Origin of the sequence: Neobittarella massiliensis (ex Bilen et al. 2018), from assembly GCF_014269355.1 — a bacterium.
Classification (GTDB): domain Bacteria; phylum Bacillota; class Clostridia; order Oscillospirales; family Ruminococcaceae; genus Neobittarella; species Neobittarella massiliensis.
Map to the genome: position 1 here is coordinate 805,110 of NZ_JACOGI010000001.1, position 24,115 is coordinate 829,224.

Sequence of the window (24,115 nt, forward strand, 5' to 3'; positions counted from 1 at the left end):
CAGGAATAAAATTTATCGAAAAACTCACTATATTATAAAATGAAAAACAGCCCCTACCGGTCGGTGAGAAGATGACCGGTAGGGGCTATTTTGATCTTGAGCGGGTCCGACCTGCAGACGGTACGGGACCTATAGCAGCAGCGGCAAAAACAGGGTGGCCAACCCCAGAAAGAAGAAAAAGCCCATCACGTCGGTGGCAGTGGTGACGAACACCGCCGAGGCCAGCGCCGGATCGACGTGCAATTTTTTGAGCACCACCGGTACGACATAGCCGGTGGCGGTAGCTACCGCCATGTTGAGGAGCATGGCGCAGCCGGTGACCAGACCCAGCACCGGGTTGCCACCCACCAGCGCGCTGGCTACCGCCACGATGACCCCGATGACCAGACCGGTGAATACCCCGACGCCGCATTCTTTGGCGAAGACCCGCAGCGCGTTGTCGCGGTCGAGCTCGCCCAGGGCGATGCCCCGTACGATGAGGGTCATCGACTGGGTGCCGGCATTGCCGCCCATGCCGGTGACGATGGGCATGATGGTGGCCAGCAGTACCACTTTGCCGATGGTCTCTTGAAACAGGCCCACCACGCTGGAGGCCAAAAAGGCGGTGAGCAGATTGACCAGCAGCCATGGCAGCCGGCTCTTGAGCGACTCGCCCAAGCTACCGTCCACCTTTTCTTCGCCGGCCACACCGCCCATATAGTGGATATCCTCGGTGGCCTCTTCGCGCATGACGTCCATGGCGTCGTCGACGGTGATGATGCCCACGATCTGGTTGTCGCCGTTGACGACAGGCAGCTCGACGGCACTGTACTTGTCAAAAAGAGCGATCACTTCCTCCTGATCCATCTCTACCGGCACGCTCAGCACGTGGGGGTTCATCACCTCCATGATGGGCGTCTCCAGCGAGGAGGTGACGATATCTTTTAAATCGAGCGTGCCCCGCAGGTGGTCCTGGCGGTCGGTCACGTACAGCGAGTAGGCGTTTTCCACCTCATCGGCGATCTCGCGCAAATATTTTAAGGTGCTCTGCACGGTCTTGTTGTCGTAGATGGTGATAAATTCGGTGGCCATGATACCGCCGGCAGTATCGGGGTCGTACGAGAGCAGCTGCCCCACGTCTTCCCGGTTCTCCTGCGACATCTTATCCAGCAGGGCTTTGGCCTCCCCCTCATTCTCGATAGAGCCAATGAGGTCGGCCAGCTCGTCGGAGGACATCTCGTCGACGATCTGCTCCTGTCGGATGGAGGGGAACAGCTTGAGCAGCTCGTACTTGTCCTCCTCCTCCTCTTCGTCGATGATATCGGCGATCTGCTCCTCGCTCAGGCGGCTCAGCAGTTCTCGGGGGTCGGCCTCCTCGTCGTGGATGAGCTGCAGGATATCGGCCGGGTGCACGTACTCCAGCTTTTCTTGCAGCAGATCATCGGGCGCGTGTAAGAGCAGATCTAAGAGCTCACCGCTGTCCAAATGTTTCCCCATGGTAACAACCCCTTTACAAGCTGAGTATGGCACTGGCGCCGGCGCCCCATACACAGAGGCCCACGGTCCGGCGCCAAACGCAGAAAAACGAGCCCCTGCCCGGGCGCGATGGCCCCGTATCTCTCTGTGGGCAGGAGCCCGCCCTGAGCGGCAGATATCTGCCGTTTGAGCACAGCTCGGCTTTTTCTTAATAGTACCACCTGCCCGCTGCCGGGCGCAACCCTAAAACGGCAATTTACACCGAAAATACCCGGCTGTGTACCGGCGCAAAACGGGTGTGGACCTTTGCTCTTTTTAGTGTTATGATTAAAAGACGACTGCTGTGTGGAGAATACCTGCCGCCGCAGCCGGTGTGCTGTTTGATGGCGGCGCTTGTTTGAGTGTGAAAACGACCGGCCCCCTGCCACCGCCGGCAGGGGAGAGACCGGAGAGGATACGGCTGCGCGAGACAGCCAGATTTATAGGAGTGAGACGATGGCAAGAGATACCCGACTGCAAAAGGCCATGTCCCTTTGGGGCGTGTGTTCCCGCCGCCACGCGGAGGAGTATATCCGCAAGGGCCGGGTCAAGGTGAACGGCCACCCGGCCAGCCTGGGCGACAAGATCGATATGGCCCGCGACCTGGTCACCTTAGACGGCGAGCGGGTGGGGGGGCTCAAGGTGGAGCAGCGCTATATCATGCTGCACAAGCCCCGCGGGTTCGTCACCACCATGAAAGACGAATTCGACCGCCGCTGTGTGGCGCAACTGCTGGCCGGCGAGGACCAGCGGCTGTTCCCCATCGGCAGACTCGACAAAAATTCGGAGGGCCTGCTTTTGTGCACCAACGACGGCGAGTTTGCCAACCTGATGATGCACCCCAGCAAAAAGGTGAGCAAGACCTACCGGGTAACGGTGCGGCCCGAGCCCAGCGACGAGCAGCTGGCCAAGCTGGCGGAAGGCATTTACCTGGATGGCCGCAAGACGGCGCCGGCCATCGTGCGGGTGCTGGATAAGTCTCCCGGCCGCTGCGTGCTGGAATTCGTTATCCGCGAGGGGCGCAACCGGCAGATCCGCCGCATGTGCGAGTCGCTGGAGCTGGAAGTGGCCCGCCTAAAGCGCACCGCCTACGGCCCGGTAAAGCTGGGCATGTTGGGCCCGGCCAAGTACCGCGATCTGACCAAGCAGGAGGTCGCTGCTCTGCGAAATGCAGCGGGCCTGGCCCAGGAGAGGGGCGAGGAGCGGTGATCACCATCAGCCGACAAGGCGATTGTTTTGTGGCCCGCGATCAGAGCGGCCAACTGGCCAGCTGCCATTTTGCCATACAGGGCGACACCGTGGTGCTGGATGCGCTAGAATATCAGGATCTGCCCGTGATCGACGGGGTCCTGCGGGCCTGCCTGGCCCACTGCCTGGACCGGGATATCAGCTTTTACCGCCCCGGAGACGAGCGCTGCCGGCAGACGATAGCGGCGCTGGGCTACCCGCCGGCAGCAGGGGGAGCCTACAGTGTTCCCGGGCTGTTTATGGTAAAAAAGTGTGGCGGAAAATAGCCAATTAGGAAACGAGAGAAGAGCTGTGCCAGATGGGGCATGGCTCTTTTTGGCGTGCAGCGACCGAGCTGTTTTAGCCGGTGCGGCCACTGCTATTCTATGCGCAGACTGACAAACTGGCGACATAACTTCTGCTGTGCTGCCCATACTGCTACTGGGTAATAGACCGCAGAGGAGGCAGGACAGGTGGCTGGTTTTGAAAAATTATCGCGGCGTATGGCGGCCATATTTATAGCGGTGGTGCTGTGTGCGGTGGTGCTGGTGGTGCGTATTGGCGCCTTGGGGGAGGACAGCGAGATCGTGCAGGCGGCGCAGGGGCAGTCGCAGAAAAAAATCGAGATCGCCCAATGCCGCGGGACCATCTATGACCGGGATATGCAGCCGCTGGTCAACGCCGAGACCGGCTATAAGCTGGTAGTCACCGGCGATTTTGACCAGGTGGATGATATTCTCCCGTCCATCAAAAAGGACGACCGCAGCTATGCCCGCGAGATGGCTAAAAAAGAACAGATATTTGCCGTGGAGCTGACTGGGCCGGTGCAGTTTTCCGGCGGGTATACCGTCCCCTACAAAAAGCGCTATGGCAGCCGCTTTTTGTGCCCCCACCTGATCGGATATCTGCAGGACGGCCAGGGCTTTACCGGCCTGGAGGCGGGATACGAGGACTTTTTGCGGCAGGCCGGCGGTACCCAGAGCATTACTTTTGGCATCGATGCGCTGGGCCAGCCGCTGCGCAGTGGGGAGCCGTTGGCTCAGCAGGTGCCCGACCTGGAAGATGGGGTAGTGCTCACCATCGACAAGCGGGTGCAGCAGATCATTGAGGAGGAAGGAAAGAGCGGAGTGCCCTCGGGCAGTATCGTGGTGCTGGACTGTGCCACCGGCCAGGTGCGGGGGGCGGCCAGCTTTCCCAGCTACGACCCGCAGGATGTGGGAGCCAGCTTAAAAGAGGTGAATTCGCCGCTGCTCAACAAGACGCTGCAGCCCTACAGCGTGGGCTCCACCTTTAAACTGGTCAGTGCCACCTCGGCTTTGGAGGCGGGGCTGCCGCTGTCGACCAGGTTCACCTGTACCGGCAGTGTGAAGATCGGCGATACCGAGTACAAGTGCCACCGCGCAGAGGGACACGGCGAGATCGACATGGCCCAGGCTATCGAGCTGTCGTGCAACTGCTATTTCGTGCAGCTGGCCGAGAAGCTCGACCCCGCCTTTGCCCGCGCCACCGCCCAGAGCTTTGGCTTTGGCCAGTCGTGGCAGCTGGCGCCGGGTCTTTTGTGTCAGGCCGGCAACCTGCCCAGTACCCAGGCACTGGCGAGCTATGATCTGCCCAACTTCTCGTTTGGGCAGGGGGGACTCACCGCCACCCCACTGCAGCTGGCGGCTATGGTAAACACCTTTGCCCGCGGCGGGGAGTACCTGCGCCCCACGCTGGTACAGGGGATATGGCAGGATGGCAGTTTGCAAGAACAGGAGACGCCGGACCCCATTCGCGTGATGGAGCCACAGACGGCACAGAAGATAGCCGACGCGATGGTAGCGGTGACCGTGACCGGCACCGGGCGGCAGGCAGCGGTGGATGGGGTGCGCATCGCCGGCAAGACCGCCACCGCCCAGACCGGTGAATTTGGCGAGGATGGGATCGAGAAACTGCACAGTTACTTCAGCGGCTTTTTCCCGGCTGAGGACCCCCGATACACGGTACTGGTGTTTTATGAGTACGGCGGTGAGGGCTCGTTTACCGCCGCCCCGGTGTTTGCCAAGATCTGCGCCCGGCTGATGGAGCTGGAATAAGTAGGTGCTGGTGGATACCGTAGGGTAACAAGAGCCGTCGACGGAAGTACTTTTCAGTGGAGAGCGGCCGTGCTATGATCGTAGAGACAGCCGGGATCGGCGGCCGGTGTAAAGGGATTTATATGCGGTGCGGGCAACCGCGCCAGGCACGATGGGAAAAAAGTGGTCGGGCGATCTGCCGATGGTACCGATACATGATTTTATGTAGGGGGAGAGTGCAATGATCTACACAGTGACCTTTAACCCGTCGCTGGATTACGTGCTACAGCTCGAAGAGCTGCAGATGGGGCGGGTCAACCGCGCAGAAAAAGAGCAGCTCACGGTGGGCGGTAAGGGACTCAATGTGTCGCTGGTACTGGGCAATTTGGGCGTTGACAGTGTGGCTATGGGTTTTGTGGGTGGCTTTGTGGGCGACGAGATCGCCCGACAGCTGCAAAATACCGGTTGCCGCACCGATTTTATACGGCTGGCACGGGGTGTTTCGCGCATCAATGTAAAGCTGCACACCGGGCAGGAGACCGAGATAAACGGCGCCGGCCCCGACATAGAACCGGTGGCACTACAGGCGCTGCAACACAAGCTGGACCGCCTGCAAACGGGAGATGTGCTGGTGCTGGCCGGAAGCATCCCCCGGAGCCTGCCCGACGATATCTACCAGACGGTCATGGCCCGGCTACAGCAGCGGGGGGTCGATTTTGTGGTGGACGCCACCGGCCGGCTGCTGGGTGAGACGCTGCGCTACCGGCCATTTCTCATAAAGCCCAACCATCACGAGCTGGCGGAGATAGCCGGTCGGCCGTTGGACGATGACCGCCAGCGCATTGCTTTTGCCCGTCAGCTGCAAAAACAGGGGGCCCGCAACGTGCTGGTGTCGATGGCCGGCGACGGGGCGCTTTTGTGCGCCGAAGATGGGGCAGTATACAAGCTGCCGGCGCCGCAGGGAAAAGTGGTCAATTCAGTGGGGGCGGGCGACTCGATGGTGGCCGGCTTTTTGGCTGGATGGCAGTGCAGCGGCGACTGCCGCCAGGCATTTTGCTGGGGTGTAGCTGCCGGCAGCGCATCGGCATTTTCACCTGGTCTGGCTACCCGCAGCCAGGTCGAGGCACTGCGCGAGGGCTTGCGTGTGGAGCGGCTGTGAGCGGCAAAAGCTCCCAGACTTGCCGCTTGGGCGGCAAAGACGCCAGCTGTTTAACAGGGCAGCACAGCAGTACAAAAAAGCGGATAACTATGCGGAAAATGACATATTGTAAGGCCTGCGGGAGTGTGGTATACTGATTCGGTAATGCGCGTGCCGCCCGCCAGAGATCTCGGCTCGCCACCCGTTTGACAGCTGGTGGCGAGCGGGAACTGCCAGCGGGCGGCAAGTATGCCAAAGACGGAGGAATGGGTTGTGAAAAACTGGAAGAAAGAGGCAAAGACGGCCTTGATGGTGATCGTGGGCAACGGGCTGTTGGCGCTGGGCGTAGCGGCGTTTATCTTGCCCAATGATCTGGTATCTGGCGGCATCACCGGCCTAGGTCTGATCGCCGAGCACTGGCTGGGGTTCGATGTGGGCCTGGGTATCACCGTGTGCAACTGGGTGCTGTTTTTTGTGGGCGCGCTCTTTCTGGGTAAAAAGTTTGCTCTATCCACTCTATTGGCCACCGTCGTCTACCCGTTTGAACTCATGCTGCTGCGCAAGGTAGATTACCTGCAGCATATTACCGACGATGTGCTGTTGGCCGCGCTGTTTGCCGGTATCCTTGTTGGGGCGGGCATGGGTCTGGTCATCAAAGAGGGCGCCTCGACCGGCGGCATGGACATCCCCCCGCTGATCCTCAACAAAAAATTTGGCCTGTCGGTGCCCATGCTCATCTGGGTATTCGATTTTGTTATCATCGCCTTTCAGATCCTCTTTGCCACGCCGGAGCAGCTGCTCTACGGCATCGTGGTCATCATCGTCACCAGCGTGGTGATGGATAAGGTGATGATGCTGGGCGAGAGCCAGACACAGGTCACCATCGTCAGCCCCAAACACGCCGAGATCAGCCAGGCGATCCAGCAAAAGCTGGACCGGGGCGTGACCTATTTAGAATCAGTCACCGGCTGGCTGGAACAGCCCGGCCGGGTCATCCTCTCGGTCATCAGCCACCGGCAGCTGCCGGCCATGAAAGAGCTGGTAGAGGAGATTGACCCCACCGCCTTTTTGGTGGCGGCCAAAGTCAGCGAGGTCCGCGGCCGCGGCTTTAGTCTGCACAAAGATCACCCAGCCCGCAGAATAGAGGGGCAGAACGCAGAGTAAAAACTGTAGAGCATTGTTAAAAGGCGCGCCGTGCACGATCTGAGTACACGATGCGCCTTTTTAAATTGGTGTATGGACGAGGTACTATTTATTTAGGGCGTTTCCTCTTGTCGACCCTGTAAAAAACCGATCCCGCTGAGCATGATCTCCTGGGCGATGCGGGCTATCTCGCCGGCCGGCGCCCGCATGCCGTCCTGCAGCCAGCGGTCGAGTAGGCCAATGCAGCCGGCGCTGACAAAGGCATAGTAGTAGCTAATCTGCTCGGGGGTGGCGCGGCGAAAGTACTGGCTGTAGCTGGCCTGACAGCGCTCGCGCCCCAGCTCGAGTAACTTGGCGGCAAAAGCCTTATCGCCATAAGGGCCCAGTGTCACGATACACAGATCGGAGTTGTCTTTTAAGCACTGAAAGATGCCGGTGCTGATATCGACCGGATTGAGGGGACGTGCCTCCTCCAGCAGCGGCTGTAGGGCCTCTTGGATCTCGCCAAACATCTCCTGTTCGATCTTGGCGAGCAGATCGTAAATATCGGTATAGTGGGCGTAAAAGGTACCCCGGTTGATACCGGCGGCGGCACACAGCTCCTTGATAGAGATGCTCTGGATCGGTTTTTGCTGCAGCAGCTTGGTAAAGGCCTGCCGGATGAGCATCCGGGTCACCCGCACCCGGTGGTCGGTATTTCTCAAAAGATCTCCCCCTATTAGACAGTTGGGGCTGCCGGTGTCGGATATCTGCACAACTGCGCCCCAGCTGTTTATTGCGCGCTGCTTTCCCTCTGAGTATACTGTAATTAGAAGAGATAATCAACACGGTGTGCAGTATATGGCGGAGGTGTTTATAATATGTTTAAGCTGTATATCGTGACCGGTGCGGCAGGACACCTGGGCACCGCGATCATCCGCGCTTTGCAGCAAAAAGGGGTGTCTATCCGGGGATTGATCCAGCCTGGACAACGGCCAACGGCCGGACCTGGCACCCGGTACTTTACCGGCGATATCTGTGATGCTGCGACGCTGCGACCGCTGTTTGAAGGGGTACCTGCTGGGGATACGGCCGTCATCCACACCGCGGGGATCGTGGACATTGCCCAGCGAGGGACCGACCGGCTGTGGCAGGTAAATGTGCTGGGCACGCAGAATATGATCGACTGCTGCCAAAGGTATCAGATAGCGCGGCTGGTATATGTGAGTTCGGTGCATGCGATCCCCGAACGAGGTCAGCTGAACACTGTGCGGGAGGTGGCGCATTTTTCGCCCGACCTGCTGGTGGGCGGCTATGCCAAGACCAAAGCCGCCGCCACTCGCCGGGTGTTGCTGGCCGCGGCGGCCGGCCTCGATGCGGTGGTGGTCCATCCGTCTGGCATTTTGGGCCCTTACAGTGATGGCGGCAACCATCTGGTACAGATGGTAGAGGACTATATGAACGGACGGCTACCGGCCTGCGTGCGCGGCGCCTATGATTTTGTAGATGTGCGCGATGTGGCCGACGGCTGTGTTGCGGCGGCAGATAGGGGCCGCCGCGGCCGCTGCTACATTTTGTCGGGCGACCAGTACACGGTAAAAGAGGTGTTGGAACTGGTGCGCCGGACCGCCGGTGGCAGAAAACTGGCAGCGCTGCCCATGTGGGTGGCTCGGGCTGTCTGCCCGGCTATCAGCTGGATACAGCGCCGCCGTGGGCGCCGGCCACTCTATACCCCGTACGCGCTGCATACACTGACTGCCGGCAGCCGTTTTTCCCACGAACGGGCCAGCCGTGAGTTGGGTTACACCACCCGCGATCTGGCGGTGACGGTCGCCGACACAGTGTGCTGGCTGCGGGAGGGGGCGGTCCGGGGAACCTAGAGAACAAAAAGAAGAGCGGACGAAAAAATATGGTTTAGACCGGCATAAAAAACACCGCCAGACCCGGATACAGTTGACAAAGGCGGCTGTGGCGGGGTATACTTATACGGTAAAAGACGATGATGAGGAAGACTGCCTGGAGAGCTGTGTGCAGAGAGCGCCCCATTTGGTGAGAGGGGCGCGGCGGCGACAGGCAGCGGCCACCTCGGAGTTTCGCCGCCAAAAGCGGTGACGGCACGCCCCGTTACGGCGGCAAAGTGGCGCGCAGACGAGCGCGCAATTTGGGTGGTACCGCGGAGCAGATACAGGCTTTCGTCCCATAACCGGGGCGGGAGCCTATCTTTTTTGCCCGAGACACGCAAGACATGATATAAAAGCCGCTGTAGTGCGCGGCACAAAAACAAAAAGACAGGTGATAAAAGATGAAATGGACTGGTCTCAACGAGCTGCGGGAGATGTTCCTCTCGTTTTTTGAGGAGAAGGGGCACACCCGGCTGCCCAGCTACCCGCTGGTGCCCCAGGGCGACAACAGCCTGCTGCTCATCAACTCGGGCATGGCACCCATGAAAAAGTTCTTTTTGGGGCAGGAGACCCCGCCCAATGTGCGGGTGACCACCTGCCAGAAGTGTATCCGCACCCCAGATATCGAGCAGGTGGGTAAGACCGCCCGCCACGGCACCTATTTCGAGATGCTGGGCAACTTTTCGTTTGGCGACTACTTTAAACATGAGGCCACCAAGTGGGCCTGGGAGTTTATCACCGAGCGGCTCGAGATCCCCAAAGACCGGCTGTGGGTCACCATTTATCTGGATGATGACGAGGCTTTTGACATCTGGACCAAAGAGGTGGGCATCCCCCCCGAGCGCATCGTGCGCCTGGGCAAAGACGACAACTTCTGGGAGATCGGCGCCGGCCCCTGCGGCCCCTGCTCGGAGATCTATTTTGACCGGGGCGAGAAATTTGGCTGCGGCAGCCCCGACTGTGGCCCCGGCTGTGAGTGTGACCGCTACATGGAGTTTTGGAACCTGGTGTTCTCGCAGTTTGTCAACGACGGTGAGGGCAACTATACCGAGATGGAGCACAAGAACATCGATACCGGTATGGGTCTGGAGCGGCTGGCCTGCATCATGCAGGGGGTAGACAACCTGTTTGAGGTAGATACCGTCCAGAACATCATGCAGCACATCAGCCGCATCGCCGGCATCGCCTATCATCAGGGCACCCCCGAGCAGGACGTGTCGCTGCGGGTAGTTACCGACCACATCCGCTCCACCGTATTTATGGTAGCCGACGGGGTGGTGCCGCAAAACGAGGGCCGCGGCTATGTGCTGCGCCGTCTGCTGCGCCGGGCAGCCCGCCACGGCCGGCTGCTGGGTATTAAAGAGGCGTTCCTCTACAAGGTGTGCGATACCGTGATCGATGAGAACCTCTCGGCTTACCCCGAGCTGGAGGGCAAGCGCGGCTATATCAAAAAGGTCATTCAAAACGAGGAGGCCCGCTTTGAAAAGACCATCGATCAGGGTATGGAGATGCTATCGGAGCTGATCGACAAGATGGATGCCGCCGCCATCGAGGCCGGTAAGGCCGTTTTGCCCGGCGACGACGCCTTTAAGCTCTACGACACCTATGGGTTCCCGGTGGATCTGGTGCGCGAGATCATCGCCGAGCGGCAGATCGCCCTGGACCAGGACCGCTTTGACGAGCTGATGGATCAGCAGCGCGCCCGCGCCCGTGCCGCCCGTGAAGATATGGGTGATGTGGCCTGGGTGGAGGACGTGACGGCTACGCTCGACCTGCCGGCCACCGAGTTTGTGGGCTACGGCCGCGATGAGGCCACCGCCAAAGTGCTCTGCATCATCGAAAACGGTGAGATCGTCGAGCAGGTAGGGCAGGGCCAGCAGGCCATCCTGATCCTGGATCAGACCCCGTTTTATGCCGAGAGCGGCGGCCAGGTGGCCGATCGCGGCGCCGTGAGCGGCGCGGGGCTCAGCGCACTGGTCACCGGTTGTCAGAAGAGTGCCACCGGCGGCTACTTCCTCCATCATATACAGGTGCAGGAAGGCGTCATCGCCACCGGCGACAGCTTGCACTGCGCCATCGACAACGACTACCGCCAGGCGGTCGCCCGCAATCACACCGCCGCCCACCTGCTGCAGGCGGCGCTGCGGCAGGTGTTGGGCGACCACGTGCACCAGGCCGGCCAGCTGGTCGACAGCCACCGTGTGCGCTTTGACTTCAGCCATTTTTCGGCCATGAGCGGCAAGGAGATCATGCAGGTAGAGGAGATCGTCAACCGCAAGATCATGGCCGCCATCCCCACCGACATCAGCGAGATGAGCCAGCAGGCCGCCCGCGACCTGGGTGCGATGGCCCTGTTTGGCGAGAAGTACGGCGATGTGGTGCGGGTGTGCCGGGTCGGCGATTTCTCGATGGAGCTGTGCGGCGGCACCCATGTGCAGAACACCGGCTGTATCGGTCTGTTCAAGATCCTCTCGGAGTCGTCGGCAGCTGCCGGCATTCGCCGTATAGAGGCGGTCACCGGCACCGGGGTCATCCGCTTTATCGGCGAGCAGACCCAGCAGATCCGCGATACGGCCCATACTCTAAAGCTGCAAAACACTGCCGAGCTCGTCCACAAAGCCGAGTCGGTGATGGCTGAGCTCAAAGAGGCCGGCCGCAAGATCGAAGAGCTGTCCTCCAAATTGGCCGCTATCGAGGCCGAGGGACTGTTTGACAAAGCCATCCAGGTGGGTCCGGTCAAGGTGATCACTGCCAGCTTCACCGGCACCGATGCCGGTGCGCTGCGCACCATGGGCGAAAAGGCCCGCGAAGGCAAAGATGATCTGGTGGTGGTTCTGTCGACGGTAGTCGGCGAGAAGGGGACCATCTGCGTGGCCTGCGGAAAGAGTGCGGTGGCTGCTGGCCTGCATGCCGGCAAACTCATCAAAGAGATCGCCAAGCTGGCCGGCGGCAGCGGCGGCGGCCGCCCCGACAGCGCTATGGCCGGCGTGAAAGAGATCTTTAAGATCGATGAGGCCATGGCCGCTACCCCCGACCTCATCCGCGATATGCTGGCCTAAATGCCGGGCAGGTCGCCCGGCGGTGGGAAAGCCATCTTTTTAAGGAGGCAGTATTTACAATGGATTGTTTATTCTGTAAAATAGCAGCGGGAGAGATACCCTCTAACAAGATCTATGAGGATGAGCAGGTGCTGGCCTTTTACGATATCGACCCGCAGGCCCCAGTCCATTTTCTGGTCATCCCCAAGGCGCACATCCCCTCCTGCGACGCGCTGGAAGAGAGTGAGGACCCGGTGGTATCGCACGTGTTCACTGTGATCGCCCGGCTGGCCAAGCAGCTGGGACTCACCGGCGGGTACCGCATCGTCAATAACTGCGGCGCCGACGGTGGGCAGACGGTACAGCACCTGCATTTTCACGTGCTGGGTGGCAGAGAGATGGGGTGGCCACCTTTTGCGAGCTGAGCCCTTTAGTGTGCAGGTCTCGCAATAGAGGTAAAATATTTGCGTACAGCGCGGTACTGGATATTTTCCACTCGTCTTGTGCGCATCAAATTGTGCATATGTGGTAGAGTAGTTATCAGTTCAGCACGCACAATGCACTGATTTTGTCGTGCGGCAGGGGTGGCGGCTACCGCTCCCCGGCCTCTACAATGTAATACAGCCGGGCCAAAGGGGCACGGCTTTGGAGAAAGGCGTTATAGAGATGAATGAATTTCACAGAATGCAGATCGCCGGGTTGACCCGTGACCTGCCCATCTGCAAGGTAAACGACCAGCTGTCCATCGCGGGTTTCGTGATGTTCTCGGATGTGGAGATCACCGTTGCCTGTGCCGAAGAGCTGCTCAAAAAGGTGCCGGAGTTCGACTACATCGTCACCGCCGAGGCCAAAGGCATACCCCTGGCATACGAGATGTCGCGCCAGTCGGGCAAAAAGTATTTCCCCGCCCGCAAGATGACCAAACTGTACATGCGCGACCCCATCCACGTGCAGGTAAAATCGATCACCACTGCCAAGGTGCAGGACCTGTATCTGGATAAAAACGAGGCCGAGCTGCTGCGCGGCAAACGCATCCTCATCGTCGACGACGTGGTGAGCGGCGGCGACAGCCTGCGCGCGCTGGAAGTGCTGGTAAACGAGGCTGGCGGCAACATCGTGGGCAAGGCTTTCGTGTTGGCTGAGGGCGACGCTGCCGACCGCGACGATATCATCTTCTTAGAGAAGCTGCCGGTATTCCCCACCGAGGGATAAGTACAGCCAGAGCACACTGGGCGCAGCCGGCTGCTGAGTGGATCTGTTTTGCGCCGGCTGTCTAGGTCCGGCTGAAAGGTGCGATCAAAATGAGACGACCTCTGGGGATCATCGGGTTTTCCTACCTGTTTTCCCTGGGGGTCGCTCTTTTTTTGCCGTTGCCGGCCAAACTGCCGGCAGTGCTGGCGCTTTTGGGCTGTGCACTGCTGACAGTGGCCATCGGCGGTAAACAGCTGCGCCCCACGGCGCTCATCTGCTTAACGGCAGCGGTGGGCGTGCTGGCAAACTACCGCGCCACCACTGATCGCATGCTGCCCCAGCAGGCGCTGGCCGGCAGTGCGGGCAGCTTTACGGTGCAGGTGACGGATCTGCCCCAGTACTCGGGCCAGACAACCGGTTTCACCGGCCGGGTCATCGGCTGCGATCTGCCCCAGGCGCCCGATGAATTTTTGATCTACTTTACCGTACTGGGGTCAGCTGATGTACAGCAGGGGCAGTATATAGCGGTCTCAACCCAACTGCAGCGAGCTGACGAGGACCAGATATTCGACTCCTTTTTAGGGCGGGGCATATTTTTGCGGGCTTTTGTGCCCAGCGCCGACCAGCTGGTATACCCACCGGTGCCAGATAGTGACAGCGGTATGGCGACATTTTGGGCCGATGCCCGGCGCCAGCTGGCAGATGGGGTGTATAGGCAGCTGCCCGCACAGGCCGGAGGGGCTGTTTGTGCTATGTCGCTGGGGGATAAGCGGTATCTCTCGGCGGATACCAAAGAGGCCTACGCCGCTGCCGGCATCTCGCACCTGCTGGCACTTTCCGGGCTGCACGTGGCGGTAGTGGCGGGGTTACTGACGGCGCTGCTACAGCTATTGGGGCTGGACTACCGGGTAAATACGCTGCTGTGTGCAGCTGTCTGTTTGGCTTATGGGGCGCTGGTGGGCTTTTCTCCCTCGGTGGTGCGGGCACTGTGTATGTTTTTTTACGCCCGCTCGGCACTGCTGTTTTACAAGAGTGTAGACCCCTATACGCTGCTGGGAGTGGCGGCGCTGGTGCTGACGGCAGGCGACCCGCTGGCGGTGGCCGATGTGCGCTTGCTGCTGTCGTTGGGGGCCACTGCCGGGCTGGTGTTGCTGCTGCCCAGGTTACAGCGCCGCAGGTCCCGGGGCCCAGTGGCCGCCAGCCTCTGTCAAACGCTGGCGGCTACGCTGTGCACGCTGCCGATGGCAGCGGTCAGTGTGGGGAAAGTATCGCTGTTGGGACTCCTTTCCAATCTTGTGTGTATTCCACTATGCGGCATCGTCGTATCGCTGGGGCTGATAGGGGCGCTGCTCACCGCACTGCCGGGGGTGGGTAGTGTGGGCTTTTTGCCGCTCGTAATCTCGGGCTTGGCTGCCCGGGGCATCGAGCTGGTGGCCGGGCAGATGTACCGCTTTGTACAGCGCTTTCCCTGGTTGCTGGTAGACGCCGGCACGCCCACAGCGCTGACGGTGATAGGGGTGGCCCTTATTTTGCTGGCGCTGATGCTGTGGCTGCCCCGCCGCCACCGGTTTGACAGTGACCGCGGTACTGGGGTAAAATAAAAAACAGTGCAAAAAAATATAGACGGGCATTTTTGGGCCCGACAGTGACAGAGCAGAGAGGGGAGACCCGCGGTGAAATACACACCGTCCACCTTTAAAAAGGCGCTGGCGGCAAAAGAGCTGTACGGCTTTTGCTATCTGCACGGGCAGCAGCGCTACCTGATAGACGCCTACGCGGCGGCGATCATACACGCGCTGGGCGCCGGGGAAGATGATGTGGCGGTCATCGACGGCGACCAGCTGGATATGGAGCAGCTGGGCGATATGGCGGTGACGGTATCGTTTGCGCCGGTACAGGTGACGGTGATCAACGGTCTGTCGCCCGAGGCGACCAGCGAGGCCGACATCACTCGACTGGGCGAGATCGCCGATTATCTGTCGCCGCAGACGACCCTTATCATCAAAGAAAACTTTTTGCCCGAGGGGCCGCGCAACAAGCGGGCCAAGGCGCAGAAGTTGCGCAAGTTGGCCCAGGAAAAAGGCGTGCTGGTAGATGTGGGACAAAAAGATACCCGGCAAAACCTGACAGTGGCCCAGGCTCTGGCCAAAAAAGAAGGGGTGCAGATCGGGCAGGCAGACCTGCGCTATCTGTTGGAGCGCTGCGGCGGCGATCTGCTCAAAACTCAAAATGAGTTGTGCAAACTGGGCAGCTACCGGCTGGGCGAGCCGGTCACCCGCCGGGATATCGACGCCTTTACCCCCCGCACGGTAGAGCTCACCTCGTTCGAGATGGCCCGCGCGCTGTTGCGGGGCGATGTGCCGCAGGCCATGCGGCTGCTGGAGGACCTGTTCTCGCTGCGGGAGGAGCCGGTCTCGATCATCGCCGCACTCAGCACCAATTTTTGCGATATTTTTAAGGTAAAGGTGGCCGGGGCCGCCTATATGAGCGCCAGTCAGATCGAGAAGACCTTTGGCTACCGGCCGGGTGATTTTCGCATCAAGCAGGCGGGCCAGAATGGCCGCGGCGTGAGCCAACAGCAGATCGATGCCATCATCGAGGCGCTGCTGCAGTGCGACTTGGCGCTGAAATCCACCACCGCCGACCCGAAGATACTGCTGCAAAAGCTGCTGGTAGAGATCAGTCTGCTCATGCGCCGACACTGAGCGCAGCAGGTAAGGAGAGACTATATGGTTGCGTGTAGCCGTATCATTATTGTAGAGGGCCGGTACGACAAGACAAAGCTCTCTAGTCTGGTACAGGCCCAGATCATCCCCTGCCACGGATTTGGCATCTATAAAGACATCCAGCGGCGGGACTTTATCAAAAAAATGGCGGCCCAGTACGGGGCGGTCATCCTCACCGACAGCGACGTGGCCGGCTTTCAGTTGCGCAGTTACCTCAAAAATCTGCTGCAGGGCCTGGATGTGCTGGACTGCTTTATCCCCGATATCTACGGCAAGGAGCGGCGCAAGGCTCGCCCGGGCAAAGAGGGGAAGCTGGGGGTGGAAGGCGTGCCGGCCCCGATCCTTATACAGGCGCTGCGCGACTGCGGTGCGCTGCTTCCGGCCGATGTTCGTGCGCCGACGCCACAGGGGCCGCCGGTCACCCGGCTGACACTGTATAACCTGGGCCTATACGGCAGTGCCGACAGCGCTGCCCTGCGCCAAAAGCTGCAAAAGAAACTCGATCTGCCCGAAAACCTATCGCCCAAGGCACTGACTCAGGTGCTGGCCCGGCAGTTTGACAGCCGGCAGCTGGAGGAACTGGTAGGAGACCTTGTGCGTGCCGCTCTCTAAATAGAGCTCTATACCTGGATTTTTAAAGCCCCCTGTAGCAGCTGTTTCAGACCGTTGCAGACCCGCTACAGGGGGCTATTTGAATGGCTTGGCCATATTGCACTTTGCCGCTATTTCAGGTATACTTCTCGTGAAGATGTATCCTTTTATTGTCTACGAGGAGGAATGTATTGTGAAAAGTTACAGTGTATATGACAGAATTTTGGGTTCTTTGACAGTGGCTGGTATGGGCGACGGCATGGGTGGCGCCACCGAGGCCATGAGCACCGACGAGATCAAGAAAAAATTTGGTGGACTGGTCACCAAGTTTGAAGATCCTTTTGACAACAAGATCGCCTATGGCAACTTTGTGGCCGAGGTGACCGACGACGCCTCCCAGATGTACGAGATGGCCAAGATGATGGTCAAGGAAAAAGGCGATCTCACCGTGCAGGGGGCAGCCGACGCGCTGGTCATCTGGAGCGAGAGCTACCCCAAGTATTTCCCCCGCAACGCCGGGCCGACCACTTCACACGTCATCAAAGAGCTCAAAGAGGGGGCCGACCCCGAAGAAGTGGGCAAGGTGGGGCTTTTGTATGGCCGCGGCACCTCAAACGGTGCGGCTATGCGCGTGGCGGCTGCCGGTCTGGTACACCCCGGTGACCTAGAAGGAGCCGTGCAGACAGCTGTGATCATGACCAAACCCTCCCACGGTACCCAGCACGCCTACTCGGGCGCCTGTGCGATCGCCTGTGCAATCGCCGAGGCCATGACCGAGCAGGCCAACGTGTTTACCATCATCAAAGCGGCGCTGTACGGCGCGAAACGGGGCGAGGAGATCGGCCTGAAAGAGGCCCGCATCGCCACCGGTGTGCGCCTGTACGACAAACTGTTGGAGGGCATCACCATCGGTCTCGACGCCACCGACATGGAAGACTGCATCGCCAAGCTGGAGGCCCGCATCGGCAACGGCGGTGAGATCCAGCCCTCGGTCGCCTGTGCGATGGGTCTGTTCGTGTTCGCCTGCGGCGACCCGCACCAGACGATCCTGGGCGGCGCTAACATCGGCGGCGATACCGATACGATCGCCTGCATCGCCGGCATGGTGGCCGGTGCTTACAGCGGCTACGAGGCTCTGCGCAAAGACTGGGTAGAGCTGTTTGAGCAGGCCAACCCCGCGCTGGACTTTAAGGCGGTCTCTAAAGACCTGGCTGCCATCGCCGAGTCGCGGATGTAACGGGGCACAGGTATGGCAAAACAGCACGACGTGCTCTTTTATACCTTTCCCTGTGTGGACCTCATCGTGCCCATGCAGGCCAGATTTCCGGTAGAAAAGAGTACCACCACTAAAATACTCACCGTTGGCAACGAGCCGGGCGGCCCCGGCAACACGCTGATCGCCTCGGGGCGTATCGGGCTGGATATCGTGCCCATCGGCGCGATCGGAGACGACTACTACGGCCAGTTTTTGCAGAGCGCCTACCGCAGCGAAGGGATAGACCTGTCGCTGCTGGAGGTGGTACCGGGCATGGAGACGCCCAAGGCGCTGGTGCTTATCGACCAGGATGGCCAGCACAGCTTTATCAGCATGCTCGAGGGGACGCCGGTCGACTCGGCGGTATTTGAGGCCCCGATGCAGAGCGCCAAAGCCATTTATCTCTCGGGCTACATGTTGGCCGAGCCCTGTTTTTTAAAGAGCACGCTAGACTTTTATCAGCAGGCCAGAGACCGGGGGCTAGAGATCTTTTTTGACCCCGGCCCGGTCATTGCCAAAGTGGACCCGGCGATCATGGACCAGGTCCTGGCGGGCGTTACCGTGTACGTGGGCAACGACACCGAGACCGGCGATATCACCGGCATAAAAGACGATGTGGAGGCGGCTACTGCCGCACTGTGCGCGCGCTGCCCCGGCCTTATCGTCAACAAGGCCGGTGGCCGCGGCTGTTATATCCAGCGCGCCGGTGAGGAGGGCCGCTGGTACCCCGGATTTAATGTGCCGCTGGTCGACACCACCGCCGCCGGCGACTCGTTTATCGCCGGGCTGATGTACGGACACCTGTACGGCCTGGGTGAGCGGGCCACCGCTACGCTGGCCAACGCCATGGGCGCGGCCAAGGTGCGCAAGCACGGTTCCGGTACCCAGGTGCCCACCTTTGACGAGATCGTGTCTGTGCTGCAGCAGGGGGGCTATAGCCTGCCCGACAGCGTACATACACAGCGCAGTTTCGCCACATTTACTCTGTAGCCAGTAAATATACTGGGTCCCGGCACTGCCGGGGCCCAGTTTTTGGTGTGCGGCTATGTGGTCCGATAACATACAGTACCGTACACCGCCGATAAAGAGGGGGGCGCGGTGCAAACGGCGGCGAGTACGCACACCGCCTACAGGCCTTTTCTTTGCCGGAAGTTTGTGCCATAATGGTGCTGGTGGGGCCGCCGCCCGGCAGCCCGGAAAAATGCAGATAAAGAGGGGAGTACCATGACCCAAAAACACCGCTGCCCCAACTGCGGCAAGCGCTTTGATTACGATATGCACGGGGGCAGTTGCCCCAAGTGCGGCCACTTTAGCCGCCCGTCAGCGTCTGGCGTAGGGGCACCACATATGCCATCCAGCGCGCCGCCGGTACATACCAGTTACGCCCGGGGCCCGGCCGGATACAGTGCCCCGGGCGAGGTTCGGGGGGCGGCGCCCAACACCGGTGTTTCGCCGCAAAAAGTGCAGATACCGCACCAGATGGTCGCAGCTAAAAAGCGCGGCGGTGCTATCTGGGTCGTGCTGCTGGCCATAGCGCTGGTGCTGCCGGTGGGCGCTTTGGTGGGGCGCGACTTTTTGCAGCGCCAAGCCGAAAAAAAGATCTCTTGCCCACCGCCGGTAGCCACTGCCCAGGCGGCAGGGCAGCCCTTCTTCGCAGAAAACAGCAAACTCACCGTTACCGGCGCCCGCACGGTCATTGCCGCCGACAGCCAACCCGGTTTTCCGCCGGGACAAAAGGCGGTAGCCGTGTCGGTGCAGGTAAAAGGCGGTGCGCGCGACTGGCGGCGCGATGTGCGCATTCCTTATGTGCAGTGCGGCACGGTATATAAACAGCCGGTCAGCGGCAGCGACATACGCCCCTATGCGGCGCTGCACGGGGTGCAGTCTGTTTTGGACGAGTACGATCTGGTGGGTGACGGCGACCGGGCGGGCGACCTGCTCTTTTTTGTGCCCGCCGATATCACGGCGCTCACTTTTTGTGTGGAACAAGCTGACGAGAGCGGTGAGCGGGCCGAAAAGGTGTTTCGCGTGTCTTTACCGATTGACGAGAGCGGGGTGATCGCGTGAAACAGCGGAGAGTGAACTGGCTGCCGCTGGCGGCGGTCACCGGCCTGCTTTTGTCGCTGCTGCTCTCGCTGGGGCTGCTGATCCCGGCCCACGACCGCTACCGGCGCGCCCAGTACGAGCCGGCTATCACCGTACATGGCCTCACGGCCACCCGGCTGGGCACCAGCTATCGGGGCAAGCAGGCCGACAGTGGCCGCTCGTTTTGGCAGGTACAGGTAGAGGTGGAGAACACCGGCGGCACCACCCAACAGCTGCGCTATCTGTCGCTGTATTTCGAGGGCAATAGTTACAGCGACGTAGAAGAGGTAGAAGAAAACAGCGACGAGACGCTCTTTTACTACCAGAACACCCCGGTGCTGCCCGCCGGTCAGCGCGGACAGCACACGGTGATCCTGGAAGTGGCCGACGGCTTGCCCCAGCTCAACGTGCGCTGCTACAGCGGTATAGAGGGCGATGAGAAGACCTGGTCTCTGCCGCTGGATTGGGCGCAGGGCCATGCATATTCACTGGTATAAAGTGGAAGTGTCCGCTATATTTTGTGTACTATATGCGGCTGGTTTATGCTATACTGGATACATCAAAAGATCAAAAGGAGGCGCTACTTGTGAAAAAAGGCTTTTCTATCGTATCGATCGTGCTGGGGGTGCTCATTACCCTATGCGGTGCTGCCGTCACCACACTGGGTGCCATCGGCCTGGGCCGCAGCCGCTAGAGCTGCTTGTATCCCGCCCCGTATAGACGAAAAAAGAGAGGCGCCAGCTGGGGATATCCCGGCGGACGCCTCTCTTTTATTGCAGGTCATATTTTATCAGCACAGCTGGCGGGCAGGCCAAACAGCTGGCGCGCATTTTGATCTAGCTGGCGGGCTATCACCTGTTCTGGCAGATGCCGACGCGCCGCCAGCGCCCGGTGCACCCGCATGGTCCACAGTGGGGTAGGGGTGTCCTCTATCCCGCCGTCGGCGGTCAGCCGCTGTGGGTAGGGGCCGTCGGTCTCGGCCAACAGCTGAGTAAGGGGGAAACAGTCGCTCAGCTGTCCGTCGCGCTGCATGCAGCAGATCTCCGGCGTGAGCGAGGCGCAATACCCGGCAGCGGCAATTGCCTGTGCCACTTCTCTGGGCGCTTTGAGCCAGTGAAAGACGGCGCGCCGCACCCCCAGCTGCTGCAAGAGCTCCAGTGCCAAAGCCGCCGCATCGTGCACCGCATGTACGATGAGCGGCAGGTCACAGTCGACCGCCAGCCTGGCAAACAGCGCAAATATCTCCCGGGAAATAGGGTGGTAGGGCGGCTCCTGGCTGTAGCAGGGCAACCCCACCTCGCCGATGGCGCACAGCTGCCGGCTGCCGCCTTGCCGCACCCAGCGCGCCACCTGCTGCGCCTGTTCGAGCAGTTGCGGGGTCACCGGTTGCTCGGGGTGCACCCCGGCAGCGGGAAATACCCGCCCGGGAAAGTGGCGGGCCAGAACGAGCAGCCGCTGCAGCGACGCGCTGTCGGTCGACGGCGTGACGAGCGCAGTGAGCCCCTGCTTTAGCCAGCTGGACAGCTGATCTTCTGCAGCGGGGTACAAGTCGAGGTGGCAGTGGCTGTCGATCACCGTCTACAGCTGCCCCCGCATGTATTTCTTCAGTGGGGCAGTCAGCAGCAGGCCGGCCACGATGGCAATGATGGTATTGGGCAGCATGTACGAGATGTTATAGAGCAGCGAGTAGATCCAGGGATTGGCTACCGTTACACCGATGACCTCGGTGGGGGCGGTGATCTTGTAGATGGTGATACCGCTGATAAAGTGGACGATAAAGCGGGCAAAGCAGCCCACGAAGGCGCCTACCGGCAGCCCCCATTTGCGGCCCTTACACAGCCCGGCAAAGCCCACCGCACCGTAGGCCAGCGAGTAGTCCAGCAAAATAGAGGCCCAGTTCCAGGCATAGCCCGCACCCAAAATAAATTTTAAGGTACCGTACACCACACCGGCGGCTACGCCCCAACCGGCGCCCCGGCGAACGGCGAAGATGATGATGGGGATCATGGCAAAGCTGATCGACCCGGCCAGTAAAAACTGCAGTTTAAAATAGCTCAGAATGATGGCTGCCGCCACCATCAGCGCCCCTTCACAGAGGATGCGCACCTTTGAGTTTCGGCTCGACTGTGTTGACATCGTATATGCTCCTTTTCTTTCTGCCGCATATGGCGGCGGTCGTGGGTCTGGCCGGTGGCGGCACCTAAAAGCGCACAAGGCGCAAAAAACGCACCGGCATGTCTGTAATGCGGTGCGTAATACAAGCTTTTAAAAACCTTCCTACGCCGGCATTACCCGGATCAGGTATAGAGGGTCCAGAGCGGCGTTACGCTCTATCTCAGCCGGGCTTGCACCCAGCACCCCTGTCGGCTCACAGCAGGATCTGTCACATCCTGTCTAGCCGTGCTCATTATATGCCGCTGGCCGGTAGCTGTCAAGGGGTGCCGCTCCGGGGCAATGTGCTATTTTTTACCGCCGCCCTGTGCTATACTGAACACAGCGATAAAATAAGGGGGCATTTTATGCACACCGTCTACCGCGCCCGCCGACCGGCGGCGCTCTTTCTATGTTTGGCATTGCTGGTCTCGCTGCTGGCCGGGTGCGCCACCGGCAGCCAAGACAGGGCCCAGCAACAAAACTTCAACGCGTTCACCCACCGGCTCACCCAGCAATCACTGGCCGCCGACAAGATGAGCGAGCACTTTATTTTGCTGGACCCCGAGGCCCGGGGCTATACCTCCGGCCCGGCCACCTGGGGCAGTGTCGGCCGCGACAGTTGGGAGCAGGCCGCCGATCAGAGCACTGAGCAGCTCAAAGAGCTGCGGGCCTTTAAGAGAGAGGCGCTGACCGAGAGCCAGCAGCTGGTATATGACGTGCTGGAAGACTACCTGCAGGTGCAGGCGGACTATGCCGGCCTGGCACTGTATTACGAGTACTGCTCTCCCAACGGGCTGGTCAACCAGATACCGCTGCTGCTGTCCGAGTATGCGCTGCAGGACAGCGGGGATGTGGAGGACTATCTGGCTCTGCTGGGCGACATGCCCCGCTACTTTGGCGAGATACTCCTGTTCGAGCAGCAAAAGGCGGCTGCCGGTACCTTTATGACCACCGCACAGCTCGATGCGGCACTGGAGGCCTTGACCACCAATGTGCGCGATCCGCAGCAAAATGCGCTGATCACCACCTTTTCCCAGCGCCTGGAGGCGATACCCGATACCGATGAGCAGCAGCGGCAGCAGTACACCCAGCGAAATAGCAGTTTGGTGCTGGAGCAGGTAGTGCCCGCCTACCAGACACTGATCCAGGGGCTGGAGGCGCTGCGCCCCAGCTGCAGTCAGCACGCCGGCCTGGGCACCACCAAACAGGGAAAAGCGTACTACCAAAATCTGGTCAAAGAGAAGACCGGTTACTACGGCCGGCTCGATGAGCTGGAAGACCTGGTGGACCGGGCTATCGCCAAAGAGATGCAGGCGATGGCCGGCACCGACGAAAATACTATAGAGCGGGCCTTTGCACTGACTTTGCCAGAAATGGCACCGCAGCAGATGCTAGAGGACCTGCAAGAGAAAACAGCGTCTTCTTTCCCGCCGCTCTCCGGCGTAGATTGCCGGGTAAAAGAGTTGCCCACCGACAGCGCCATCCCCAACCCCGCCCTGTACATCATCCCGCCCATCGACGGCTCGGGCGCCAATGTGGTGTACGTAAACCCCAATTTGGAAAGCAGCGACCCGGTCGCCGATTACACTACCATAGCCCACGAGGGGTACCCGGGCCACCTGTACCAGACAAATATGGAGATGCGTGCGCGCACCGACGACGTGCGGGCCTTTACGAGCTTTAACGGCTACAGCGAGGGGTGGGCCACCTATGTGGAGTACGGCTACGGCTATCAGTATTTGCCCACCGATGACAAGGAGGCGACAGCGCTGCTAGCGCACAACAGCTTTGCCTCGCTGCTGCTTTACTGCAAAGCCGATATCATGGCTCACAGCGGCGACTACAGTGAGCAGGAGGTGATCGCGTCCCTGGCGACTATATTTGGCGATGACGGGGCTCAGGCTGTCTACCAGCAGGTCACCGATGACCCCGGCACCTATCTCTCCTACGGGGTGGGGGCGCTGCTCATTCGCCAGCTTTACCAGCAGGCCCAAAAAGAGCTGGGCAAAGAATTTGACGAGAGCGCCTTTCACCAGATGTTTGCCTCGCTGGGCGGCTGCTCTTACGAGGTGCAAAAACAGCAGGTAGCCAGCTTTATTGAGAGTTATAAATAGCGCGCAGACAAAAACGCCCCACCGT

Annotated in this window: 21 protein-coding genes, 1 riboswitch and 1 other annotated feature; of the genes, 17 read left to right on the top strand and 4 right to left on the bottom strand. The window is 60.2% G+C overall.

What is annotated here, in order from left to right:
- Positions 1 to 129 precede the first annotated feature (129 nt).
- Positions 130 to 1,476, bottom strand: a complete 1,347-nt coding sequence (gene mgtE, locus H8K20_RS03700) for a magnesium transporter (protein WP_186487513.1) — start codon at positions 1,474 to 1,476, stop codon at positions 130 to 132.
- A gap of 474 nt (positions 1,477 to 1,950) precedes the next feature.
- Between mgtE and H8K20_RS03705 the strand changes: the two genes are divergently transcribed.
- From H8K20_RS03705 to H8K20_RS03725, 5 genes are all read left to right on the top strand, one after another.
- Positions 1,951 to 2,703: a pseudouridine synthase gene (locus H8K20_RS03705; RefSeq protein WP_154865636.1), complete on the top strand. Its 753-nt coding sequence runs from the start codon at positions 1,951 to 1,953 to the stop codon at positions 2,701 to 2,703.
- Positions 2,700 to 3,008, top strand: coding sequence for a hypothetical protein (locus H8K20_RS03710; protein ID WP_186487514.1), 309 nt, complete (start codon positions 2,700 to 2,702; stop codon positions 3,006 to 3,008). Before H8K20_RS03705 ends, H8K20_RS03710 begins: the two co-directional genes overlap by 4 nt.
- Before the next feature lie 186 nt (positions 3,009 to 3,194).
- On the top strand, positions 3,195 to 4,796 hold the full coding sequence (locus H8K20_RS03715) for a peptidoglycan D,D-transpeptidase FtsI family protein (protein ID WP_154865634.1): 1,602 nt from the start codon (positions 3,195 to 3,197) through the stop codon (positions 4,794 to 4,796).
- A 220-nt stretch (positions 4,797 to 5,016) separates the two neighbouring features.
- Positions 5,017 to 5,934: a 1-phosphofructokinase gene (pfkB, locus tag H8K20_RS03720; RefSeq protein WP_186487515.1), complete on the top strand. Its 918-nt coding sequence runs from the start codon at positions 5,017 to 5,019 to the stop codon at positions 5,932 to 5,934.
- Between the two features lie 252 nt (positions 5,935 to 6,186).
- On the top strand, positions 6,187 to 7,077 hold the full coding sequence (locus H8K20_RS03725; protein ID WP_186487516.1) for a YitT family protein: 891 nt from the start codon (positions 6,187 to 6,189) through the stop codon (positions 7,075 to 7,077).
- Between the two features lie 92 nt (positions 7,078 to 7,169).
- Here H8K20_RS03725 and H8K20_RS03730 read toward each other — a convergent pair whose 3' ends face one another.
- The gene (locus H8K20_RS03730; RefSeq protein ID WP_243206173.1) at positions 7,170 to 7,760 is read right to left on the bottom strand and encodes a TetR/AcrR family transcriptional regulator; all 591 of its coding nucleotides are present in this window, start codon (positions 7,758 to 7,760) and stop codon (positions 7,170 to 7,172) included.
- A 156-nt stretch (positions 7,761 to 7,916) separates the two neighbouring features.
- Between H8K20_RS03730 and H8K20_RS03735 the strand changes: the two genes are divergently transcribed.
- From H8K20_RS03735 to H8K20_RS03785, 11 genes are all read left to right on the top strand, one after another.
- Positions 7,917 to 8,915, top strand: coding sequence for an NAD-dependent epimerase/dehydratase family protein (locus tag H8K20_RS03735; protein WP_186487517.1), 999 nt, complete (start codon positions 7,917 to 7,919; stop codon positions 8,913 to 8,915).
- Between the two features lie 110 nt (positions 8,916 to 9,025).
- Positions 9,026 to 9,238 (top strand) — a binding site (T-box leader).
- A gap of 99 nt (positions 9,239 to 9,337) precedes the next feature.
- The gene (alaS, locus tag H8K20_RS03740) at positions 9,338 to 11,995 is read left to right on the top strand and encodes an alanine--tRNA ligase (RefSeq protein WP_186487518.1); all 2,658 of its coding nucleotides are present in this window, start codon (positions 9,338 to 9,340) and stop codon (positions 11,993 to 11,995) included.
- A gap of 59 nt (positions 11,996 to 12,054) precedes the next feature.
- Positions 12,055 to 12,399, top strand: a complete 345-nt coding sequence (locus H8K20_RS03745) for a histidine triad nucleotide-binding protein (protein ID WP_105203668.1) — start codon at positions 12,055 to 12,057, stop codon at positions 12,397 to 12,399.
- 241 nt (positions 12,400 to 12,640) lie between these two features.
- Positions 12,641 to 13,186 (top strand): phosphoribosyltransferase family protein, encoded by a 546-nt coding sequence (locus H8K20_RS03750; protein WP_154865629.1) that lies wholly within the window; start codon positions 12,641 to 12,643, stop codon positions 13,184 to 13,186.
- A gap of 89 nt (positions 13,187 to 13,275) precedes the next feature.
- A complete protein-coding gene (locus H8K20_RS03755; RefSeq protein ID WP_186487519.1) occupies positions 13,276 to 14,766 on the top strand; it encodes a ComEC/Rec2 family competence protein in 1,491 nt (496 codons plus the stop codon).
- 72 nt (positions 14,767 to 14,838) lie between these two features.
- A complete protein-coding gene (gene holA / locus H8K20_RS03760) occupies positions 14,839 to 15,870 on the top strand; it encodes a DNA polymerase III subunit delta (RefSeq protein ID WP_186487520.1) in 1,032 nt (343 codons plus the stop codon).
- Between the two features lie 24 nt (positions 15,871 to 15,894).
- Entirely contained in the window at positions 15,895 to 16,503 is a 609-nt protein-coding gene (locus H8K20_RS03765; RefSeq protein WP_186487521.1) for a ribonuclease M5, read from the top strand.
- 172 nt (positions 16,504 to 16,675) lie between these two features.
- Positions 16,676 to 17,719: an ADP-ribosylglycohydrolase family protein gene (locus H8K20_RS03770; protein ID WP_243562477.1), complete on the top strand. Its 1,044-nt coding sequence runs from the start codon at positions 16,676 to 16,678 to the stop codon at positions 17,717 to 17,719.
- A 12-nt stretch (positions 17,720 to 17,731) separates the two neighbouring features.
- On the top strand, positions 17,732 to 18,727 hold the full coding sequence (locus H8K20_RS03775) for a carbohydrate kinase family protein (RefSeq protein WP_186487522.1): 996 nt from the start codon (positions 17,732 to 17,734) through the stop codon (positions 18,725 to 18,727).
- A 234-nt stretch (positions 18,728 to 18,961) separates the two neighbouring features.
- The gene (locus H8K20_RS03780) at positions 18,962 to 19,804 is read left to right on the top strand and encodes a TFIIB-type zinc ribbon-containing protein (protein WP_186487523.1); all 843 of its coding nucleotides are present in this window, start codon (positions 18,962 to 18,964) and stop codon (positions 19,802 to 19,804) included.
- A complete protein-coding gene (locus tag H8K20_RS03785; RefSeq protein ID WP_186487524.1) occupies positions 19,801 to 20,319 on the top strand; it encodes a hypothetical protein in 519 nt (172 codons plus the stop codon). Before H8K20_RS03780 ends, H8K20_RS03785 begins: the two co-directional genes overlap by 4 nt.
- A gap of 283 nt (positions 20,320 to 20,602) precedes the next feature.
- Here H8K20_RS03785 and H8K20_RS03790 read toward each other — a convergent pair whose 3' ends face one another.
- Both H8K20_RS03790 and H8K20_RS03795 read right to left on the bottom strand, forming a co-directional pair.
- Positions 20,603 to 21,397: a TatD family hydrolase gene (locus tag H8K20_RS03790; protein ID WP_186487525.1), complete on the bottom strand. Its 795-nt coding sequence runs from the start codon at positions 21,395 to 21,397 to the stop codon at positions 20,603 to 20,605.
- Positions 21,398 to 21,400: 3 nt separating this feature from the next.
- The gene (locus H8K20_RS03795) at positions 21,401 to 21,958 is read right to left on the bottom strand and encodes an energy-coupled thiamine transporter ThiT (protein ID WP_207721447.1); all 558 of its coding nucleotides are present in this window, start codon (positions 21,956 to 21,958) and stop codon (positions 21,401 to 21,403) included.
- Between the two features lie 120 nt (positions 21,959 to 22,078).
- Positions 22,079 to 22,194, bottom strand: a riboswitch (TPP riboswitch).
- Between the two features lie 147 nt (positions 22,195 to 22,341).
- On the opposite strand from H8K20_RS03795, the gene H8K20_RS03800 reads away from it, so the two are divergent.
- The gene (locus H8K20_RS03800) at positions 22,342 to 24,090 is read left to right on the top strand and encodes a DUF885 domain-containing protein (RefSeq protein WP_186487526.1); all 1,749 of its coding nucleotides are present in this window, start codon (positions 22,342 to 22,344) and stop codon (positions 24,088 to 24,090) included.
- The last annotated feature ends 25 nt before the right edge of the window (positions 24,091 to 24,115 follow it).